The 19,420-nt window shown below is 59.7% G+C and carries 17 protein-coding genes and 1 riboswitch; of the genes, 14 read left to right on the forward strand and 3 right to left on the reverse strand.

The genetic code is table 11. The features are described 5' to 3' along the window. Window positions 1-327: 327 nt before the first annotated feature. The 11 genes from codB to hemB all read left to right on the forward strand — a co-directional run bounded on the left by codB (window position 328) and on the right by hemB (window position 9,890). Complete coding sequence (codB, locus tag G5154_RS19090) at window positions 328-1,572, forward strand: cytosine permease (RefSeq protein ID WP_201963516.1); 1,245 nt, start codon at window positions 328-330, stop codon at window positions 1,570-1,572. Beyond that, window positions 1,566-2,831, forward strand: coding sequence for a cytosine deaminase (locus G5154_RS19095; RefSeq protein ID WP_421251513.1), 1,266 nt, complete (start codon window positions 1,566-1,568; stop codon window positions 2,829-2,831). Before codB ends, G5154_RS19095 begins: the two co-directional genes overlap by 7 nt. 95 nt (window positions 2,832-2,926) lie before the next feature. Beyond that, window positions 2,927-3,304 (forward strand): fluoride efflux transporter CrcB, encoded by a 378-nt coding sequence (crcB, locus tag G5154_RS19100; protein ID WP_421251514.1) that lies wholly within the window; start codon window positions 2,927-2,929, stop codon window positions 3,302-3,304. 65 nt (window positions 3,305-3,369) lie between these two features. Further along, window positions 3,370-4,122 (forward strand): bifunctional demethylmenaquinone methyltransferase/2-methoxy-6-polyprenyl-1,4-benzoquinol methylase UbiE, encoded by a 753-nt coding sequence (ubiE, locus tag G5154_RS19105; protein WP_005342396.1) that lies wholly within the window; start codon window positions 3,370-3,372, stop codon window positions 4,120-4,122. Window positions 4,123-4,130: 8 nt separating this feature from the next. Further along, the gene (locus tag G5154_RS19110) at window positions 4,131-4,739 is read left to right on the forward strand and encodes a ubiquinone biosynthesis accessory factor UbiJ (protein ID WP_421251515.1); all 609 of its coding nucleotides are present in this window, start codon (window positions 4,131-4,133) and stop codon (window positions 4,737-4,739) included. Then, window positions 4,739-6,379, forward strand: a complete 1,641-nt coding sequence (ubiB, locus tag G5154_RS19115; RefSeq protein WP_005339383.1) for a ubiquinone biosynthesis regulatory protein kinase UbiB — start codon at window positions 4,739-4,741, stop codon at window positions 6,377-6,379. The genes G5154_RS19110 and ubiB overlap by 1 nt, the downstream gene beginning before the upstream one ends. Before the next feature lie 42 nt (window positions 6,380-6,421). Continuing rightward, complete coding sequence (tatA, locus tag G5154_RS19120) at window positions 6,422-6,673, forward strand: Sec-independent protein translocase subunit TatA (protein ID WP_005339385.1); 252 nt, start codon at window positions 6,422-6,424, stop codon at window positions 6,671-6,673. A gap of 3 nt (window positions 6,674-6,676) precedes the next feature. Continuing rightward, window positions 6,677-7,141 carry a Sec-independent protein translocase protein TatB gene (tatB, locus tag G5154_RS19125; RefSeq protein ID WP_421251516.1) on the forward strand — a complete coding sequence of 155 codons (465 nt, stop codon included), beginning with the start codon at window positions 6,677-6,679 and terminating at the stop codon, window positions 7,139-7,141. Continuing rightward, on the forward strand, window positions 7,138-7,893 hold the full coding sequence (gene tatC / locus G5154_RS19130; RefSeq protein ID WP_040098487.1) for a twin-arginine translocase subunit TatC: 756 nt from the start codon (window positions 7,138-7,140) through the stop codon (window positions 7,891-7,893). Before tatB ends, tatC begins: the two co-directional genes overlap by 4 nt. A gap of 191 nt (window positions 7,894-8,084) precedes the next feature. Further along, window positions 8,085-8,870: a TatD family hydrolase gene (locus G5154_RS19135; protein ID WP_337073708.1), complete on the forward strand. Its 786-nt coding sequence runs from the start codon at window positions 8,085-8,087 to the stop codon at window positions 8,868-8,870. Between the two features lie 3 nt (window positions 8,871-8,873). Continuing rightward, window positions 8,874-9,890 (forward strand): porphobilinogen synthase, encoded by a 1,017-nt coding sequence (hemB, locus tag G5154_RS19140; RefSeq protein ID WP_005357271.1) that lies wholly within the window; start codon window positions 8,874-8,876, stop codon window positions 9,888-9,890. A 65-nt stretch (window positions 9,891-9,955) separates the two neighbouring features. On the opposite strand, the gene G5154_RS19145 is transcribed toward hemB, so the two are convergent. Further along, entirely contained in the window at window positions 9,956-12,145 is a 2,190-nt protein-coding gene (locus tag G5154_RS19145; RefSeq protein ID WP_421251517.1) for an immunoglobulin-like domain-containing protein, read from the reverse strand. A 55-nt stretch (window positions 12,146-12,200) separates the two neighbouring features. After that, window positions 12,201-12,286: riboswitch (cyclic di-GMP riboswitch) on the reverse strand. Between the two features lie 437 nt (window positions 12,287-12,723). On the opposite strand from G5154_RS19145, the gene prlC reads away from it, so the two are divergent. Continuing rightward, entirely contained in the window at window positions 12,724-14,766 is a 2,043-nt protein-coding gene (gene prlC, locus G5154_RS19150) for an oligopeptidase A (protein ID WP_236348675.1), read from the forward strand. A 204-nt stretch (window positions 14,767-14,970) separates the two neighbouring features. After that, entirely contained in the window at window positions 14,971-17,517 is a 2,547-nt protein-coding gene (locus G5154_RS19155) for a putative bifunctional diguanylate cyclase/phosphodiesterase (protein WP_421251518.1), read from the forward strand. A gap of 6 nt (window positions 17,518-17,523) precedes the next feature. On the opposite strand, the gene G5154_RS19160 is transcribed toward G5154_RS19155, so the two are convergent. Continuing rightward, a complete protein-coding gene (locus G5154_RS19160) occupies window positions 17,524-18,264 on the reverse strand; it encodes a substrate-binding periplasmic protein (protein WP_005342407.1) in 741 nt (246 codons plus the stop codon). A gap of 69 nt (window positions 18,265-18,333) precedes the next feature. Between G5154_RS19160 and G5154_RS19165 the strand changes: the two genes are divergently transcribed. Next, on the forward strand, window positions 18,334-19,083 hold the full coding sequence (locus G5154_RS19165) for a class I SAM-dependent methyltransferase (protein WP_337073712.1): 750 nt from the start codon (window positions 18,334-18,336) through the stop codon (window positions 19,081-19,083). 70 nt (window positions 19,084-19,153) lie between these two features. On the opposite strand, the gene G5154_RS19170 is transcribed toward G5154_RS19165, so the two are convergent. Next, entirely contained in the window at window positions 19,154-19,408 is a 255-nt protein-coding gene (locus G5154_RS19170) for a Rho-binding antiterminator (RefSeq protein ID WP_337073713.1), read from the reverse strand. Between the last annotated feature and the right edge of the window lie 12 nt (window positions 19,409-19,420).

A 19,420-nucleotide genomic window follows, 5' to 3' on the forward strand; every position in this document is an offset into this window, starting at 1 on the left:
CTGATATGGCTCAGTCGGTAGAGCGCATCCTTGGTAAGGATGAGGTCCCCAGTTCGATTCTGGGTATCAGCACCATTAAATAGAAAGCCTCCCTGAAAAGGGAGGCTTTTTTGCATCTGTCATTTTTATGATATCCCCTTACATTCCCTATTCCCGCAACCCCCTCTGCTTGCAGCCGACACTGTTTATCTGCTGGTTTGAGTCCTAATGTGTTACTCATTTGACTGCTATTGATGGTTTTATCCATAGATTTAACCATGATTGATTGACGTAAAACGTTTTACATGTAAAATCCGGCGCGTTTTGCCTATTACGTGGAGAGAGAGCATGGCGCAGGATAACGAATACTGTTTGGGGGCGGTACCCGCCAAAGGGCGCAAAGGTGTGCTGTCGCTGATGCTGGTGATGCTAGGCCTGACCTTCTTCTCTGCCAGCATGTGGACCGGTGGTGCGCTGGGCACCGGGCTGGTGTTCGATGACTTCATCAAGGCGGTACTGCTCGGCAACTTGCTGCTGGGTATCTACACAGCCTGTCTCGGTTATATCGGTGCCTCAACCGGTCTCTCTACCCATCTGCTGGCTCGTTACTCCTTTGGGGTGAAAGGTTCCTGGCTGCCATCCCTGCTGCTCGGCGGTACTCAGGTCGGCTGGTTTGGCGTTGGCGTGGCGATGTTTGCCCTGCCGGTGCAGAAGGCGACCGGCATAGATGTGAACTGGCTGATCGCCATTTCGGGCATTTTGATGACGGTGACCGTCTACTTCGGCATCTCCGCCCTGATGGTGCTGAGCTTTGTGGCCGTACCGGCCATTGCACTGCTTGGCGGCTACTCGGTCTGGCTGGCGGTGACCTCGACCGGTGGCATGGCTGCACTGCAGCAGGTACAACCAAGCAATCCCATCGAGTTCACCACGGCGTTGACCATGGTGGTCGGTTCCTTTATCAGTGCAGGAACCCTGACCGCCGACTTTGTCCGCTTTGGTCGCAAACCCTGGGGTGCCGTCATGATTACCATGGTGGCGTTTTTTTTGGGCAACACGCTAATGTTCGTCTTCGGTGCAGCTGGTGCGGCGGTAACGGGGCAGGCCGATATCTCGGAAGTGATGCTGATGCAGGGGCTGTTGATCCCCGCCATTCTGGTGCTGGGCCTCAATATCTGGACCACCAACGACAACGCGCTCTACGCCTCCGGCCTCGGTTTTGCCAACATTACCGGCCTCAAGAGCAAGCCGCTCAGCGTGATCAACGGTCTCATCGGTACGGCTTGCGCCCTCTGGCTTTACAACAACTTTGTCGGCTGGCTGGCCTTTTTGAGTACGGCAATTCCGCCGATCGGTGGCATTATCATCATGGATTTCCTGCTCAATCGTGAGCGTTACCGTCAGTTTGCCGATCAGCAGTTCGAGACGGTGCGCTGGCAGGCGCTGGTCGCCACGGCAGTCGGGGTGGCTGTTGGTAAATGGCTGCCGGGCATAGTGCCACTCAACGCGGTATTGGGCGCCGCCTTCACTTATTTCATTTTGGTTCGCCTCACCCCGCGGCCGGTTCTGGTACAGGAAGCTAGCAAATGCTGATTCAACATATTCGTTTTGCCGATCGGGAAGGGTTGTGGCAGATCCGCTGTCAGGATGGGGTCATCACCGCCATCGAACCCCATGACGAGCATGCCGTCGCCGGTCGGGTGCTGGACGGGGAGGGCGGCCTGGCCATCGCTCCCTTTATCGAACCCCACATTCACCTCGATACCACCCAGACGGCGGGCGAGCCGAGCTGGAATCTCTCCGGCACCCTGTTCGAGGGGATCGAGCGCTGGGCCGAGCGCAAGGCGCTGCTGACCCATGAAGATGTTAAACAGCGCGCCATCCAGACACTGAAGTGGCAGATCGCCAACGGCATCCAGTTTGTGCGCACTCATGTCGATGTCTCCGACCCCAATCTGGTGGCCTTGAAGGCGATGCTGGAAGTGCGGGAGGAGATGAAGGAGTGGGTGGAGCTGCAAATTGTCGCTTTCCCGCAGGAGGGGATCCTCTCCTACCCCAATGGCAAGGCATTGCTGGAGGAGGCGCTCAAACTGGGGGCTGACGTGATCGGTGCGATCCCCCATTTCGAGTTTACTCGGGAATATGGGGTCGAAAGTCTGCATTACATCTTCGATCTTGCCGAGAAGTATCAGGTTCTGGTCGATGTGCACTGTGACGAAATCGATGACGAGCAGTCCCGTTTCATCGAGACGCTGGCGACCTTGGCCTACGAGCGGGGTATCGGCCACCGTGTCACTGCCAGTCACACTACCGCCATGCACTCCTACAATGGCGCCTATGCTTCCCGCCTGTTCCGGCTGCTGAAGATGGCGGACATCAACTTCGTGGCCAATCCGCTGGTGAACATTCACCTGCAGGGGCGGTTCGATACCTATCCAAAACGCCGCGGCATTACCCGGGTGAAGGAGATGCTGGAGGCGAACATCAACGTCTGTTTCGGTCACGATGACGTGTTTGACCCCTGGTATCCCATGGGCACCGCCAACATGTTGCAGGTGCTGCACATGGGGCTGCATGTCTGCCAGATTATGGGTTACGAGCAGATCAACGACGGTCTGAAGCTGATCAGCAGCCACAGCGCCCGCACCCTGAATGTGCAGGATCGCTATGGTATCGAAGTGGGCAAACCGGCCAACCTGTTGGTCCTGCCCGCCGACAACGGCTTCGATGCGGTGCGCCGTCAGGTGCCGGTGCGTTACTCGATTCGTCACGGCAAGGTGATTGCCCAGACCCGCCCGGCCCAGACCGAAATCGTGCTGGGTGAGGCCGAGCCCATCGATTTTCGCCGCTGAGATTTCAATCAGGCTGGGTGACGATTAGTTCCACCTCTGGGCACAAGGGCCGCCATTGCGACATAATGGCGGCCTGACCCTGAGGGAGTGACACCATGCAAACCTGGTTCTATGTTGCTGCAGGGGGCGCCATCGGCGCCTGCCTTCGTTTTGGGATTACCGAACTGATGGCCTTGCTGCTGGGGCGCCACTTTCCTTACGGGACTCTGGTGGTCAACGTGGTGGGCTCTTTCATTATGGGGGTTGCGTTCGCCCTCATCAGTCATGGTCATGTGGTGGAACACCCGATGAAGCCGCTGCTGATGGTGGGGATCCTCGGTGCCCTGACTACTTTCTCTTCCTTTGCCCTCGATACGGTAGTGCTGGCTCAACATGGGGCCTATCTGAAAGCGCTGCTCAATATCGGTCTCAATCTCTTCCTCTGTCTGGCCATGGTGGTGCTGGGCATGCAGTTGGTTGCGAGCCGGGTTTAAGGTGTCCGGACGCCAGTGGCTCTGGTAAACTGGCGGCCATTCTTTGCTCTATGGGTGTTTAAGGGATGTCAGAACAAGCAACGACAACGCATTTTGGCTTTAAAACCGTGGCCGCGACCGAGAAGGAAACTCTGGTAGCAGGTGTCTTCCATTCGGTGGCAGCCAAGTATGATCTGATGAACGATCTGATGTCGTTCGGCATCCACCGCCTGTGGAAGCGCTTCACCATCGACTGTTCCGGTGTGCGCAAGGGCCAGAAGGTGCTGGATCTGGCCGGTGGTACCGGTGACTTGACCGCCAAGTTCTCCCGCATCGTCGGCGAGACCGGTCAGGTGGTACTGGCGGATATCAACGACTCCATGCTGAAAGTGGGCCGCGACAAGCTGCGCAATCTGGGGGTCGCCAACAACGTCTCCTACGTGCAGGCCAATGCCGAGGCGCTCCCCTTCCCGGATAACCACTTCGATGTGATTACCATCGGCTTCGGCCTGCGCAACGTCACCGACAAGGACAAGGCGCTCGCCTCCATGTTCCGGGTGCTCAAGCCGGGTGGCCGTCTGCTGGTGCTGGAGTTCTCCAAGCCGGTCAGCGAAGTGATCGCCAAGCTCTATGATCTCTACTCCTTCAAACTGCTGCCGAAAATGGGCGAAATAGTCGCGAACGACAGTGAAAGCTACAAATATCTGGCAGAGTCCATCCGCATGCACCCGGATCAGCAGACCCTGGCTGGCATGATGGAAAATGTCGGTTTCGAGCAGGTGGAGTACTTCAATCTGACTCAGGGTGTGGTCGCCCTGCACCGCGGTTACAAGTTTTAAGGTTGCCTATGCCGATGGATGCCATGGTCACCGCGGTGATCGAAACCAGCCTCAACCAGTTGCTGGCGCTGGACAAACAGAGCCCGGAGCGGCTGCGCAAACTGGTGGGCAAGGTGCTCAAGCTGGAGCTGCGTGAACTCAAGCCGCTCTGGTTTGTCTTCTCCGAGCGTCGACTGGATGTGATGGCCCAGCATGAAGGGGAGGCTGATGCGGTGCTCAGCCTGTCGCTGACCGCCCTTGGTCTGCTGAAAGACCCGTCCGCCCTGACCCGTTATATCCGCGAGGAGAAACTGGATCTGAGCGGTGATCCCCAGCTGGTGCAGGCATTCAGCGTGCTGCTGGGTGAGCTGGATATCGACTGGGAGGAGGAGCTGTCGCGCTATACCGGCGACGTGCTGGCCCACACCCTGTTCAGCGGTGCCCGTCAGGCGCGTCGTCTGGTCGGCCGCGAGCTGTGCCGCACCCGCAGCCAGCTGGCGGAATATCTGACCGAAGAGGCCCGCCTAGCCCCCGGCCCGCTGGAAGTGGCGAGTTTCAACGATGACGTCGAGGTGCTGGCCCAGCAGCTCAAGGCCGTCGAACTGCGGCTGGCCCGCTTCGAACAGCAGGTGACCTGATGACCCCGAAGGAGTTCAAACGCCTCTATCGCATCATCACCATCCTGCTGGAGCAGGGCATCGACGAACTGGTGCCCGCCCGCTATCAACCTTGGCCGGGTCGTCTGGCCCGTCGCTCCCTGTTCTGGCTCAAGAACAAGCAACCGGATCTCAGCCGCGGTGCCCGTATCCGCCTCGCCTTCGAGGCACTTGGTCCCATCTTCATCAAGTTTGGCCAGATGCTCTCGACCCGCCGCGACCTGTTGCCGCCAGATATCGCCGAAGAGCTGGCCCTGCTGCAGGACAGGGTGCCCCCCTTCTGTGGTCAGGCGGCGCGCCAGCAGATCGAGCTGAGCCTGGGTTGTCCCATCGAAACCCTGTTTGACGACTTCGACGAGACGCCGCTGGCGTCGGCTTCCATCGCGCAGGTGCATACCGCCCGCTTGAAGGAGAGTGGCCGCGAGATCGTCATCAAGGTGATCCGTCCCGACATCGAGCCTGTCATCGAGGCCGACCTGAGACTGATGCAGGCGCTGGCCCGTCTGGTGGCCCGCTTCGTGCCCCAGAGCGCGCGGCTGCGCCCCATCGAGGTGGTGGAGGAGTATCGCAAGACCATCCTCGACGAGCTGAATTTGATGCGCGAAGCGGCCAACGCCATCCAGCTACGGCGCAATTTCACCGGCTCCGAGGCGCTCTATGTGCCTGAAATCATCACCGACCTCTGCCGCGAGCAGGTGCTGGTGATGGAGCGCATCTACGGTATTCCGGTCTCCGATATACCGGCGCTGGAAGCCAATGGCACCAACATGAAGTTGCTGGCCGAGCGCGGGGTAGAGGTGTTCTTCACTCAGGTGTTCCGCGACAGCTTCTTCCACGCCGACATGCACCCAGGCAACATCTTCGTCTCCTATGAGCACCCGGAAAACCCGCTCTGGATCGGCATCGACTGCGGCATCGTCGGCACCCTCAATCGGGAAGACAAACGCTATCTGGCGGAGAACTTCCTCGCCTTCTTCAACCGCGACTATCGCCGGGTGGCGGAGCTGCACGTGGAGTCGGGCTGGGTGCCGGCAGATACCAAGGTGGACGAGTTCGAGTTCGCCATCCGCACCGTGCTGGAGCCCATCTTCGAGAAGCCGCTCTCCGAAATTTCGTTCGGTCACGTGCTGCTCAACCTGTTCAACACCGCTCGTCGCTTCCATATGACGGTGCAGCCGCAGCTGGTGCTGCTGCAAAAGACCCTGCTCTATGTGGAAGGGTTGGGGCGTCAGCTCTACCCGCAGCTCGATTTGTGGCAGACCGCCAAGCCGTTCCTCGAGAACTGGATGCACGAACAGGTGGGGCCAAAGTCGGTATTGAACGCTATCAAGGAGAAGGCGCCATTCTGGGCGGAGAAGCTGCCGGAGCTGCCGGAGCTGGTCTATGAGACCCTGCGCCAGACCCGTCATCAGCAGCGTCATTTCGACCAGATGTTTGCCGAGTTCCGCCGTCACAGCCGTCGGCAGGGGCAGGCCCGCTACCTCTTAGGGGTTGGAGCCAGCCTGCTATTGGCGGGTGTATTCTTGCTGACCCAAAAACAACACATTGAGTGGGGACAAGCCAGTCTCGCCGGTGCAGCCCTCTGCTGGCTGGTCGGCTGGTTGCGAACCCGTTCCCATTAATCAACAACCGCGCCGTCAGGCGCCTGTTCTGGAGAGAAAATCATGGGTGGTATCAGTATTTGGCAATTGTTGATCATCGCAGTCATCGTCGTGCTGCTGTTCGGTACCAAGAAACTGCGCGGGATCGGCGGTGATCTGGGTGCGGCGGTCAAAGGGTTCAAGAAAGCCCTCTCCGACGAGCCGGCTGATGCCAAGGCCGAGCAGAAAGATGCCGAGTTTCCCCCGAAACAGCTGAACGAAGCGGCCACTCAGAGTAGTGAGACCGCCAAACAGAAAGACAAAGACCAGGCCTAAGCCATGTTCGATATCGGTTTTTGGGAGCTGGTCGTTATCGGTGTGGTAGCACTGGTGGTACTGGGGCCCGAGCGGCTGCCGGTTGCCATCCGCACGGCTACCCACTGGATCCGCCTCATTCGTTCGACCGCGAACTCGGTCAAGTCCGAGCTGGAGCAGGAGCTCAAGTTGCAAGAGCTGCATAACGACCTCAAGAAGGCCGAACAGTTGCAGATGAGCAACCTGAGCCCAGAGCTGCAGGAGTCCATCGAACAGCTCAAGGCGGCGGCCCAGTCGGTCAATCGCCCCTATCAGGTGGAGAACGAGATCCGTCCGCCGCGCCCCGAGCCGGTCGCCCAGGCTGAGCCTGCCACGCCGGTTGAGCCTGCGGTGCAGCTGAGCCACGAGGTGCCACCGGTCAACAGCCAGCGGGAGAGCGAGCCGGTGCCGGTCAGCGACTCCTCAGTAAAAGGGGAGGTGAAGCCATGAGTCAGGCCGAACAACCCCTGATCAGCCATCTGGTTGAGCTGAGAACCCGTTTGCTGCGCTCCATTACCGCCATCCTCGTGGTGTTTCTGGCGCTGATCTACTTCTCCAACAACATCTACGACTTCGTGGCCCAGCCGCTGCTCAGCCAGCTGCCGGAAGGGACCAGCATGATAGCGACGGATGTGGCGACCCCCTTCCTGACGCCGATCAAGCTGACGCTGGTGGTCTCCTTCTTCGTGGCGATCCCCTATCTGCTCTATCAGGCCTGGGCTTTTATCGCCCCCGGTCTGTACCAGCACGAACGGCGCCTGATCATGCCGCTGGTGGTCTCCAGTGCCCTGCTGTTCTATGCGGGGATGGCGTTCGCCTACTACGTGGTGTTCCCGCTGGTGTTCGGTTTCTTCACCAGCACAGCACCCGCAGGGGTGACGGTGGCTACCGATATCGCCAGCTATCTGGACTTTGTACTGACCCTGTTCTTCGCGTTCGGGGTGGCGTTCGAAATTCCGGTGGCCACCATACTGCTCTGCTGGACCGGCGTGACCACACCGCAAAACCTGAAGGAGAAACGTCCCTACGTCATCGTCGGGGTGTTTGTGGTCGGCATGTTGCTGACGCCGCCTGATGTCTTCTCCCAGACCCTGCTTGCCATCCCGATGTGGGCGCTGTGGGAGATAGGTCTGTTCTTCGCCCGCTTCTACGTGAAGAAAGAGGATGAAGAGCAACAGGAACAACCGGATGTGGAGAGCTGAGGCTCTGTTGTTCGTCACCTGTTTGCCGGACGGCGAGAGGATGACGAAGTCCGCAGGAATAGCAGAACGAGGGGAGCTGAGGCTCCCTTCCTCTTTTCATGCTCCCGTTCGAGGCGTATGGTAAGACCCCATTCGGTAGATGGTTTTCAAATACCTGATATGTATTCCTTTTGTTCGGAACGTCTCATCCCATGATCGATATCGGTTTAAACCTGACCAGCAGCCAGTTCGCCGGCGAGCAGGCTGAGCTGGTGGCCCGTGCCCGTGCCGCCGGAGTGGAAGCGCTGATCCTGACCGGTACCGATCTGGACGGCAGCCGCGAGAGCGCAGAGTTGGCCGCCCGCTGGCCGGGCTACTGCTTCTCCACCGCCGGGGTACACCCTCACGATGCCAAGAGTGTCGATGCGGCGACCCTGCCCGCCCTGCGCGAGCTGGCAGCCTTGCCGCAGGTGGTGGCTATTGGCGAGTGCGGCCTCGACTACAACCGCGACTTCTCCCCCCGTCCGGTGCAGGATGCGGTATTCGACGGCCAGCTGGCACTGGCTGCCGAGCTCGGGATGCCGGTGTTTCTCCACTGCCGCGATGCCCACTCCCGTTTTATCGAGATCCTCCGTCCCTGGTTGCCGAGGCTGCCGGGAGCCGTGCTGCACTGCTTCACCGGCTCCGATGAGGAGCTGGACGAGTGTCTGGCGCTGGGGCTGCATATCGGGGTGACTGGCTGGCTCTGCGACGAACGCCGCGGCCAGCTGCTGCGCGAACAGGTAGCGCGTATTCCGGCCGGTCGCCTGATGATCGAGACCGATGCCCCCTATCTGGTGCCGCGGGATCTGAAACCGCGCCAGAAACGCAACGAACCCGCTTTTTTGCCGCACATCGCCAAGGTGGTGGCGGCCTGTCGTGGTGAAGCGCCCGAGGCCTTGCTGGCCCATACCCGGGCCACCTCCGCCGCGTTCTTCCAACTTCCTCTCCAGGAGTGATTCATGGCTACAACTCTTCCGGGCGCCTTTCCGGGCCGCCGCCTGCGCCGTCTGCGCAAACATGATTTCAGCCGTCGTCTGGTGCGCGAGAACGTACTGACCGTCAACGATCTTATCTATCCGGTGTTTGTGCTGGAGGGGGAGAATCGCCGTGAAGCCGTTCCCTCCATGCCGGGGGTGGAGCGTCTCTCCATCGATCTGCTGCTGGAAGAGGCTGCCGAGCTGGTGGAGCTGGGCGTACCTGCCATTGCCCTGTTCCCGGTCACCCCGCTGGAGAGCAAGAGCCTGATGGCGGAAGAGGCCTACAACCCGAACGGGCTGGCCCAGCGCACTGTGCGTGCCCTCAAGGCCCGCTTCCCGGAGCTGGGGGTCATCACCGACGTGGCGCTCGATCCGTTCACCACCCACGGGCAGGACGGTATTATCGATGACGAAGGCTATGTGCTGAACGACATCACCACCGAGATCCTGATCAAGCAGGCGCTCTCCCACGCCGAGGCCGGGGTCGATATCGTCGCGCCGTCCGACATGATGGATGGCCGCATCGGCGCCATCCGCGCTGCGCTGGAAGAGAATGGCTTCATCAACACCCAGATCATGGCCTACTCCGCCAAGTACGCTTCCTGCTACTACGGCCCATTCCGTGATGCGGTTGGCTCTGCCGGCAACCTCGGCAAGAGCAACAAGGCCACCTATCAGATGGATCCGGCCAACAGTAACGAAGCCCTGCACGAAGTGGCGCTGGATATTCAGGAAGGGGCCGACAGCGTGATGGTCAAGCCGGGCATGCCCTATCTGGACGTGGTTCGTCAGGTGAAGGATCAGTTCGGCGTGCCGACTTTCGCCTATCAGGTCAGCGGCGAGTACGCCATGCACATGGCGGCGATCCAGAACGGCTGGCTGAAAGAGAAGGAGACCATCATGGAGTCTCTACTCTGCTTCAAGCGGGCCGGGGCCGATGGCATCCTCACCTACTTCGCCAAGCGCGTAGCGCAGTGGCTGAAGGAAGATGCCCGCTAAGCGGGATGAAAGGAATAAACGAGAGGGGGAGCCGATGGCTCCCCCTCTTTGTTATGGCTGGCTGATTACAACTGGATCCAGGCATCGCTCCAGGCTGTGCCGGTACCCGGCGCATAGTGGCTGCTCGAGCCGCCACACCAGCCGCTGTAGGGCCAGGGTTTGCACTCGTAGTTGCCACCGGCATTGCTGACCCGATCACCGGCCTGATAGCCGGTGTTGGGGGCATAGGCCGGGTAGTCACCTTCGCCACCCCCGCTGCTTTCTTCGGTCAGCGCAACCGGGAAGCGCTGCACCACCGGCTGCTGGCCGTCAGCCAGACCGGTGATCACAACGTCGTAGCTGCCATCGGTGACATTGCTGCCCTGCAGTACCAGGGTGCTGGTGCCATTCACCTGGCTGCTGGTGGTACCGTGGCTGTGGCCGCTCTGCTCTAGAGTCGCGGTGATTTGGACCGGGTTGGCGGTCGTCACGTTGAAACGGATGCTGACCTGACCGTTGACTATGGTGTACTCGCTCGCCATGGCGCTGACGGTGAAGTCGCTGCTGCCTTCGGCGGGTGGCGTTGTGCCGCCGCAGTCGCTGTCGCCCTGTACGCGCCAGACGCCCCAGTCACCCGTGGTGCCCGGCTCTTCGTTCTGGGTCCACCAGGCTGCCAGCCAGTTCTTGCCGTTGTGGCTGACGATGTCGCCGCCCACGTAGACCTTCTTGGCATCCCAGCTGTTTTCACAGACGGCGCCCTGCTCCCTGACGGTCACGTTGCGCTGCTGGGTTACCTGCTGACCGGCGCTGTCGCTCACCTGATAGGTGAGGGTGTAGCGGCCGACCTTGCTGCTGTCGACGCTGCCGCTGACCTTGATTTGGGCGGTCAGGTCGCCATCTTCTTCATCATGGGCGCTGACGCCAGCCATCGGATCGAAGGGGGTACCCAGCTCCAGCGTGGTATCGGTGACGCCACTGAATACCGGCTTCATGCTGTAGATCTCGATGGTGCGTACCTGCTCGGTGACGTTGTTGTCGCGATCGCTCACCTTGTAGGTGAGGGGGTAGAGGCCGATGCGCTGGCTGTCTACCGAGCCTTCTACCTGGATCTGACCAGTCAGATCGCCATCTTCCTTGTCACTGGCGCTGACGCCGGCCAGCGGATCAAAGGCGGTACCCTGCTTGATGCGGGTATCGCTCAAGCCGCTGAACACCGGCTTGCCGTTGTCGACCGGGGGCGTGATCTCCTGATCGTGGATGAAGGGGCCGTAGCTCTTGATGAAGGATTCGTTGTAGGACTGACCGGCGGCGTTGCGACCCATGTCCCAGTTGATGGACCAGGTCATCACGCCGCGCAGGGGCTGACCCTGGCTCTTCAGCTTGTTGAAAGCATCGAACAGATCCTGCGGATTCTTGACGTAACCGGTGGCGGCCGCATCGATATTGGTCGGAATGCCGAATACCAGCTTGTCGTGGGGGATCTTGTAGTAGCCGCGACTGCCGTTGATGAGGGAGTCCGCCATGTAGTAGATGAACTCTTCTTTCAGGGCATCGTTGTTCTGGGCGATCCAGCCTACCCCGTCGATCCAGATGCCGTCGCCACCCTGGTTGTAGAACTGGGGATTGATCCAGTCGTAGTACCCTTCCAGATTGCGGATATAGGGGATGTAGGCGCCAGTCTGGGTCAGATAGGGGAACTCGGGCGCCATGGTGATGAGGAAGTTTTTCCCCTGGGCGCGGTAGTGCTCCTTGACCAGCCGCAGGGCCGCCGGGATCACGGTCTGGTTGTTGGCGGCAGTGATGGCGGACTGCTCCAGATCGATGTCCAGACCGTCGAAGCCATAGGTCTCCACCAGACGGATGATCTCGTCGGCGAAGGCCTGCTCCTGACCGGTACGCAGCTCGATGTGTGCATCGGCGCCGCCCAGCGCCAGCAGCACGGAGCGGCCCTGGCTGTTCAGCAGGGCAATCTGCTCGATAAACTGGCTCTCGCTCATGCCGGTGGCTGGGTCTAGTTTGAAGGTGGGGATGGGATCGCTGCCGTACACCTTCATGAAGGAGACATCGACCACGTTGTATTGCGGATTGACCTGGTCGAGCTTGACGCAGGGGGCAGTACCGCCCTGATAGCCGGCGCCACCGCACCAGTTGTGCCAGTAACCCACCACGACACCGGACTGGGGATTGACCATGGCCTGGCCGGCTGAGGCAGCCTGCGCCATGGGGGCGCCCATGCCGAGCAGACAGCCCAGCAGGGATAACTTCAGTTTGTTCATCTTGATATCTCCATACAGTACAAAATGGAGCGGTCAGCTTTGGCCGAACGCTCCCGGGGGCAGCCCCGCTGTCATAGGAAATCTCCCTTAGACCGGTAGCTTTGCGTCGCGCCCTTTCGGGTCACTTTGCCTTTTTCACCCGATTTCTGTGCATCACAGAGAATCAAGTGACCTGCATGGCAGGTTGCCTATGATAGATGCTTGAAAATAAATTAATCAATAGTCGGTTGTGATTCTAATCAACTGAAAAATATTGATAATTTTTCTCATCACCTACTTCTTGCCGGGGATCCTGACTGAGCGGTTCGATGCCGGGTGAGCAGCTATTAAATCGGTAAATGGCGACTGGTTTGTTCCTTGGAAGTGCCGGTAAGAGCCAAAAAATCTCGTAGATTCATCCTGTTGCAGGTTGTTGATGGCAAAATTGCAGCAACGGCAGAGATCCGGGTCGCAATGGCTGGAAAAGTACAGGGTTGCGGCGGATTCCCGCTTGATTATTGCGTGGCTTGGCCACATGTTAGAAAGCCATACAGAGCTGCTAAAGCGGTCTGTTCAAGACCAAACAAGAGGTAACCGGGATGAATAACCCTTTGCTGACAATGGATTCTCTGCCCCCTTTCAGCCAGATCAAGCCGGAGCAGGTTCAGCCTGCCGTGATTCAGGCGATTGCTGACTGCAAGCAGAAGATCAGCGATGTGCTGGCCCAGCGTGATCCCCATACCTGGGATAGCCTGATTGCCCCGCTGGAAGAGGTAAATGACCGTCTGTCAAGGATCTGGTCACCGGTCAGCCACCTCAACTCCGTACTAAACAGCGAAGCGCTGCGCGAGGCCCATGATGCCTGCCTGCCGCTGCTCTCCGAATTCCAGACCTATGTCGGTCAGCATGAAGGGCTCTATCAGGCCTATCTGGCCCTCTCCCAGAGCGATGATTTCCCGCTGCTGAGCGGCGCCCAGCGCAAGGAGATCCAGAATACCCTGCGTGACTTCCGCCTCTCCGGTATCGGTCTGCCTGCCGAGGCGCAGCAGCGCTACGGTGAAATTCAGGCCCGCCTCTCCGAGCTGGCCTCCCGCTTCAGCAACAACGTGCTGGATGCGACCCAGGGCTGGCACAAGCTGGTGGCCGATGAAGCCGAACTGGCCGGCTTGCCCGACAGCGTGCGCGCCGCTGCCCGTCAGATGGCTGAACTTAAAGGCAAAGAGGGGTGGCTGTTCACTCTGGATATCCCTTCTTACCTGCCGGTGATGATGTATGCCGACAACCGCGAGCTGCGCGCCGAGATGTATGAGGCCTTCACCACCCGCGCCTCCGATCAGGGCCCCAATGCGGGCAAGTGGGACAACTCCGCCATCATGAGCGAGCTGCTCACCCTGCGCCGCGAACTGGCTCAGTTGCTGGGCTTTGCCAACTATGCCGAGCTCTCCCTGGCCACCAAGATGGCGGACAAGACCGAACAGGTGGTGAGCTTTCTCACCGATCTGGCGGCCAAATCCCTGCCGCAAGGCAAGGCTGAGCTAGAGGAGATCCGCACCTTCGCCGCCGAACAGCACGGTCAGAGCGAGCTGGCCGCCTGGGATCTCGCCTACTACGCCGAGAAGCTCAAGCAGCACAAGTTTTCCATCTCCGATGAGCAACTGCGCCCCTATTTCCCCGCCAACAAGGTGGTGAAAGGGTTGTTCGAAGTGGTGAAGCGGGTGTTCGGCATGAAGGTGCGCGAGCGCCTCGGCATCGACACCTGGCACCCTGACGTGCGCTTCTACGACATCTTCGATGCCGACGACGAGCTGCGCGGCAGCTTCTATCTCGACCTCTACGCCCGCGAGCACAAGCAGGGCGGGGCCTGGATGGATGTCTGTCTGGGTCGTCGCTACCGTCAGGATGGCTCGCTGCAAAAGCCGGTGGCCTACCTGACCTGCAACTTCAATGGTCCGGTGGATGGCAAACCGGCGCTGTTCACCCACAACGAAGTGGTCACCCTGTTCCATGAGTTTGGCCACGGCATTCACCACATGCTGACCCGTATCGACGTTGCCGGTGTCGCCGGTATCAACGGCGTGGCCTGGGATGCAGTGGAGCTGCCGAGTCAGTTCCTCGAGAACTGGTGCTGGGAGTCCGAGGCGCTGGCCTTTATCTCCGGCCACTACGAGACCGGCGAGCCGCTGCCTGCCGATCTGCTGGAGAAGATGCTGACCGCCCGCAACTTCCAGGCGGCGATGCAGATGCTGCGTCAGCTGGAGTTCGCCCTGTTCGACTTCCGCCTCCATCAGGAGTTTGACCCGGCTAATTCGGCACAAATCCCGGCGCTGCTGGACGAGGTTCGCAGCCAGGTGGCCGTGATGACGCCGCCAGCGTTTAACCGCTTCCAGCACAGCTTCTCCCACATCTTCGCGGGCGGCTATGCGGCGGGCTACTACAGCTACAAGTGGGCCGAGGTGCTCTCTGCCGATGCCTTCTCCCGCTTCGAGGAGGAGGGGATCTTCAACCCGGCCACCGGCCAATCCTTCCTGAAGAATATTCTGGAGAAGGGGGGCTCGAAGGAGCCGATGGAGCTGTTCCGAGCCTTCCGTGGTCGTGAGCCCAAGGTGGATGCACTGCTGCGACACAGCGGGATTGCCGCATGAGGCTGATGGCCACGACTGCACAGAGCCTCAAGCAGATACATTTTTGAGCCATAGTGAGATCAAGACGTGATTTCTGCGATAAAAAGGGACCTTTTGGTCCCTTTTTTCAAGGCTTTTTAATATCTTGCTGATTGCATATTTGCACAGTCCACTGCTCTTCAGTAGAGTCGTGTTCTAACCTTCAAGGAGAGAAAGCCACTTGCCATGAGGCGAGCACTCGATTCCGTCTGTCAAATCATCTCCAGTCTGGCTCACTCGAGCGGTCAGGGATATTTCGATACCTTTGTGAGTGAAATCGCCGCTGCTGTGATGGCTGATGTCGTCCTGATCGCCAGCAGGGAATCAAATGCTACCCACCTGACGGTTCAGACCGCTTATCCCTCCTCCCTTGACACCGATACCCTGACGCTGCCACTTGCTGACTCTCCCGATGCCATTACCTGGCAGGAGGGGGAAGCCTGGTTTAGCGATCGTCTGCTCCAGCTCTTTGCCAACGTTCCCCTTGCGCAGGAATGGCAACCTCAGGCTTATGCCGGGATCGCCCTCAGGAATGCAGATGGCGAGACCATAGGTATCTGCGCTCTGCTTTACCGTCAGCCACAGGCCAATATGGGCAAGGTGATGGGGCTGCTTCGGTTGCTGGCTCCGTTGGCGGGTCGTGAGCTGGCGCTGATGTTGCAACGACAGCTGCCCCCCCCTATGCCTGAACCGTCCCATGCATTGCAGAGCATGCTGTTCCAGGCTCCGGTGGGGATCGGCAAACTGGATCTGGCTGGCCGTATCCTCTGGGCCAACCCGGCCATCGAGCAGATGCTTGGCTATCCCCTTGACGAGTTGCTACAGCGATCCATCTCCGACATCAACCATCCTGAGGATTGGCAGGGCAGCCTCGTCTGCTACGAAGAGATCCGCCGTGGCGAGCGCAGCAGTTTTACCCGGGAGAAGCGCTACTTCTGCAAGGGGGGTCAGATCCTGTGGGGCCGGGTAACCGTCACCCTGATCCGTGACGAGCAGCAGCAACCTGACTACCTGATGGTTTTGCTGGAGAATATCGATCCTCTCAAGCGCCATGCGGAGCAGCTCAAACTCTCTCACCGTGTCTATGACAATCTCTCCGAGGCGATTCTGGTGTGCGATGCCGATAGCCGCATCATCTCGGTCAACCCGGCCTTCGAGCAGATCACCGGTTATAGCAGCGACGAGGTGCGGGGGCAGCGCCCCAGCCTGCTCAAGTCGGGGCTGCACGATCAGACCTTCTATGCCGATATGTACCACGCGCTGGAGCGGGTGGGGGTATGGCGTGGTGAGGTGTGGAACAAGCGCAAGAATGGCAAGCTCTATCCACAGCAGCTGATGATTAGCACCCTGCGGGAAGGAGGCAGGATCAGCCAGTACATCGCCATTTTCAGTGATCTTTCCCAGACCAAGCTGGCCGAGCAGAAGATCGCAGCCCAAGCCAACTATGACAACCTCACCAGCCTGCCCAACCGCTGGCTGTTCAGTCGCTGTCTCAGCCGCTTCTGCGAGCGGGGCGAGCGCTTCGCGCTGATGGTGCTCGACCTCAACAACTTCAAGGCGGTCAACAACAGCATGGATCACCATGCCGGAGACGCCCTGTTGCGGGAGGTATCTGACCGGCTGGTGAGCCGGGTGCGTACCGAGGACCTGGTGGCCCGCATCGGTGGTGATGAGTTCGCCTTTCTGGTGCCAGGCATCGTCACCCGTCGTCAGGCCGAGGTGTTTGCCAAGCAGGTTATTGGTAGCTTTACCCGTCCCTTCATGCTGGCCAACCAGCATCTCTATGTTACGGCAACCGTGGGGATGACCCTCTGCCCCGTCGATGGTAGCGAGAGTGACGAGCTGCTGCGCAACGCCGAACAAGCGCTGTTTGCCGCCAAGCGGCAGGGGCGGTTGATCGGTACCTACTGCTCCTCCATGCGGGAAGAGGTGCGTCAGCGCCACCAGATGCAGCAGGATCTGGCGGAGGCGATCAAGCTGGAGCAGTTAACCATGGCCTACCAGCCGATCTGGGACAACCGCAGCGGTCGGGTCGCCAAGCTGGAGGCGCTGGTGCGCTGGTATCACCCTCAGTGGGGACAGGTGTCGCCAGCCGAGTTTATCCCGCTGGCGGAAGAGGCGGGGTTGATTCAGGGGCTGGGGGCGCTGGTGTTGTGGCAATCATGCCGGGATCTGGCACGGTTGCAGCAGTCCGGCTTCCCTGATCTGCAGATGTCGATCAACCGCTCCACCATGGAGTTCCAGACTATCGACCCCGAGGCGAGCGAGTGGCTCAAGGTGATCCAGCACTTCGGGCTCGATCCTGCCGACATCATCATCGAAATCACAGAATCTCTGCTGATGGAGAGCAGTGATCAGCACCGGGTGCGGATCGATGCCCTGCGCGAGGCGGGTTGCAAGCTGGCTATCGATGATTTCGGTACCGGCTACTCTGCCCTCAACTATCTGCGCTCTTTCCCAGTGGATCTGGTCAAGATCGACCGCTCTTTTGTGCGCCATATCCCCTTCAACGAGCAGGATCGGATGCTGCTGGACGGCATCATCAACATAGTGCACAACCTCGGTATGCAGGTGGTGATTGAGGGGGTAGAGACCCGCGAGCAGCTCAATTTCCTCTGCCAGAAGGGATGTGCCTTCACCCAGGGTTATCTGCTCAGCCGCCCGCTGGCCTATGACGATCTCACCGAATATCTGCAGCTCAATGACAAGGGGATGTTTCTGCAGATCAGTTAGGTGTGCTTACTCCTTCGATGTCATCTGTTCCTGCTTTGCTTGCAGTGTCCGGTAATCCTCGCCGAGATAGCGCAGGTAGATGCGATCCAGGACTCCCTCGTCCAGCATCTGTTGCAATGCCTTGTTGTAGGCAGGCAACAGGTCTGCTTTCTGCTTGCCAAAACAGAGGTAGAGCGGTGTCGAGTCGATAAAGGGGGTGAGGGGGCGGATCTTTACGTCCTGCTCCCTGGAGAGGATGGGGGCCGAGAAGTAGTCGAGGATGATGAGGTCAACCCGGCTCTTCTCTAGCAACAGCAGCAACTGCTTGTCTGAATGGGCCTTGATGGGGTCCCATCCGGTGAAGTTCCTGATCTTGTCGGTATAGTCATAGCCCCTGACCATCCCTACTTTCAGCCCCTTGGCCATCTCCCACGAGAAGGTCTGTAACGGACTGTCGGTACGCACATAGGCGGCCAGCGGGTAGAAGGCTGTGGCAAGGTCAGAGTGGTAGCAGCCGGGCAGGGGGGCATTGTCGAGAATGCCATCCGCCAGCTGGGTGCTGACATACTGTTCGCAGCGTCCCCAGGGCAGTTCGAGCAGGGTGAGGGTCATATCGAGGCGTCTGGTTGCTTCCTGATGGATCTCCACCGATATCCCTTCCATCAGTTTGCCTTGTTCGGCGTAGGAGAAGGGAGGCCAGTCTACACCGCATACCTTGAGACTGGTGCTGCTCTGGGCGGCAAGCAACAGGGCTATCAGCAGCTGCATGGGATTCTCCGGGATATGAGGGGGTTGTGGTACACTCGCTTCACTGAACTTAGAACGCATCCAGAGACCATGCAAATCCTCCTCGAAGACCCCGCCAAGGCCGCGCAGGCAGACGCGCTGGCCAGCCAGCTTGGCCAAATCGACCTTCCCCTGTTTGCTCTGGTGTTTACTCCGGAGCGGCTGGAGTTGCGCAAGCTGGATGAACCCAAGCTGGGTGCCGTCTATGTGGATTTCGTGGCGGGGACGGTGGCGCATCGCCGCAAATTTGGTGGAGGTCGTGGCCAGTCCATCGCCAAGGCAGTGGGGCTCAAGGCCGGTGCCACACCGACCGTGGTGGATGCCACTGCCGGTCTGGGGCGCGATGCCTTCGTGCTCGCGTCCCTCGGTTGCAAGGTGACCCTGATCGAGCGCAGCCCTGTGGTGGCAGCTCTGTTGCAGGACGGGCTGGCACGGGCGGCGCAAGATCCCGAGATTGGCCCCTGGGTGCGCGAGCGGATGCAACTGCTGCACGGGCCTGCCGTGGACAATCTGCTGGCGCTGCCGGAGCGGCCCGAGGTGATCTACCTCGACCCCATGTTCCCTCACAAGCAGAAGTCGGCGTTGGTGAAAAAAGAGATGCGGGTATTCCAGTCGCTGGTGGGACCGGATCTCGATGCGGATGCCCTGTTGCCTGCCGCGCTCAAGATGGCTGAGAAGCGGGTAGTGGTGAAGCGGCCGGACTATGCGGGCTGGCTCAACGAACAGAAGCCCAGCATGGCCATCGAGACCAAGAGCAACCGCTTCGATGTCTACGTGATGGCTGCATTGGCAGCGAGTTAACGGCCGGAGTGAGCTGCAGATGCAAAAAGGAGGGCCAACATGACGTTGGCCCTCCTTTTGCGTATTGGGTTCAGTTGCTTGGCGTGAAGTGGATCAGCTTCTCTTCCCCTTGCCAGCTCAGGCGCAGGGTCGCCAGATCCGCGAGGCTGAGCCGCTCGCCACTGTGCAGCAGCAGATACTCGACCCCTTCGCTGGCCTCGATGGTGCGGATCTTGTCAGCCCATTGGCGCTCGTCGCGACTGGTGAGGGTCACCGACAGTTGCCAGCTGGCGGCAATTTCGAGCCAATCGTAGAGATCGCAGCTGATAGGTTGGTAATCCGGCATGATCGGCTCCAA

Source organism: Aeromonas sp. 600527 (assembly GCF_049175415.1).
In the GTDB taxonomy this organism is placed as follows: domain Bacteria; phylum Pseudomonadota; class Gammaproteobacteria; order Enterobacterales; family Aeromonadaceae; genus Aeromonas; species Aeromonas veronii_A.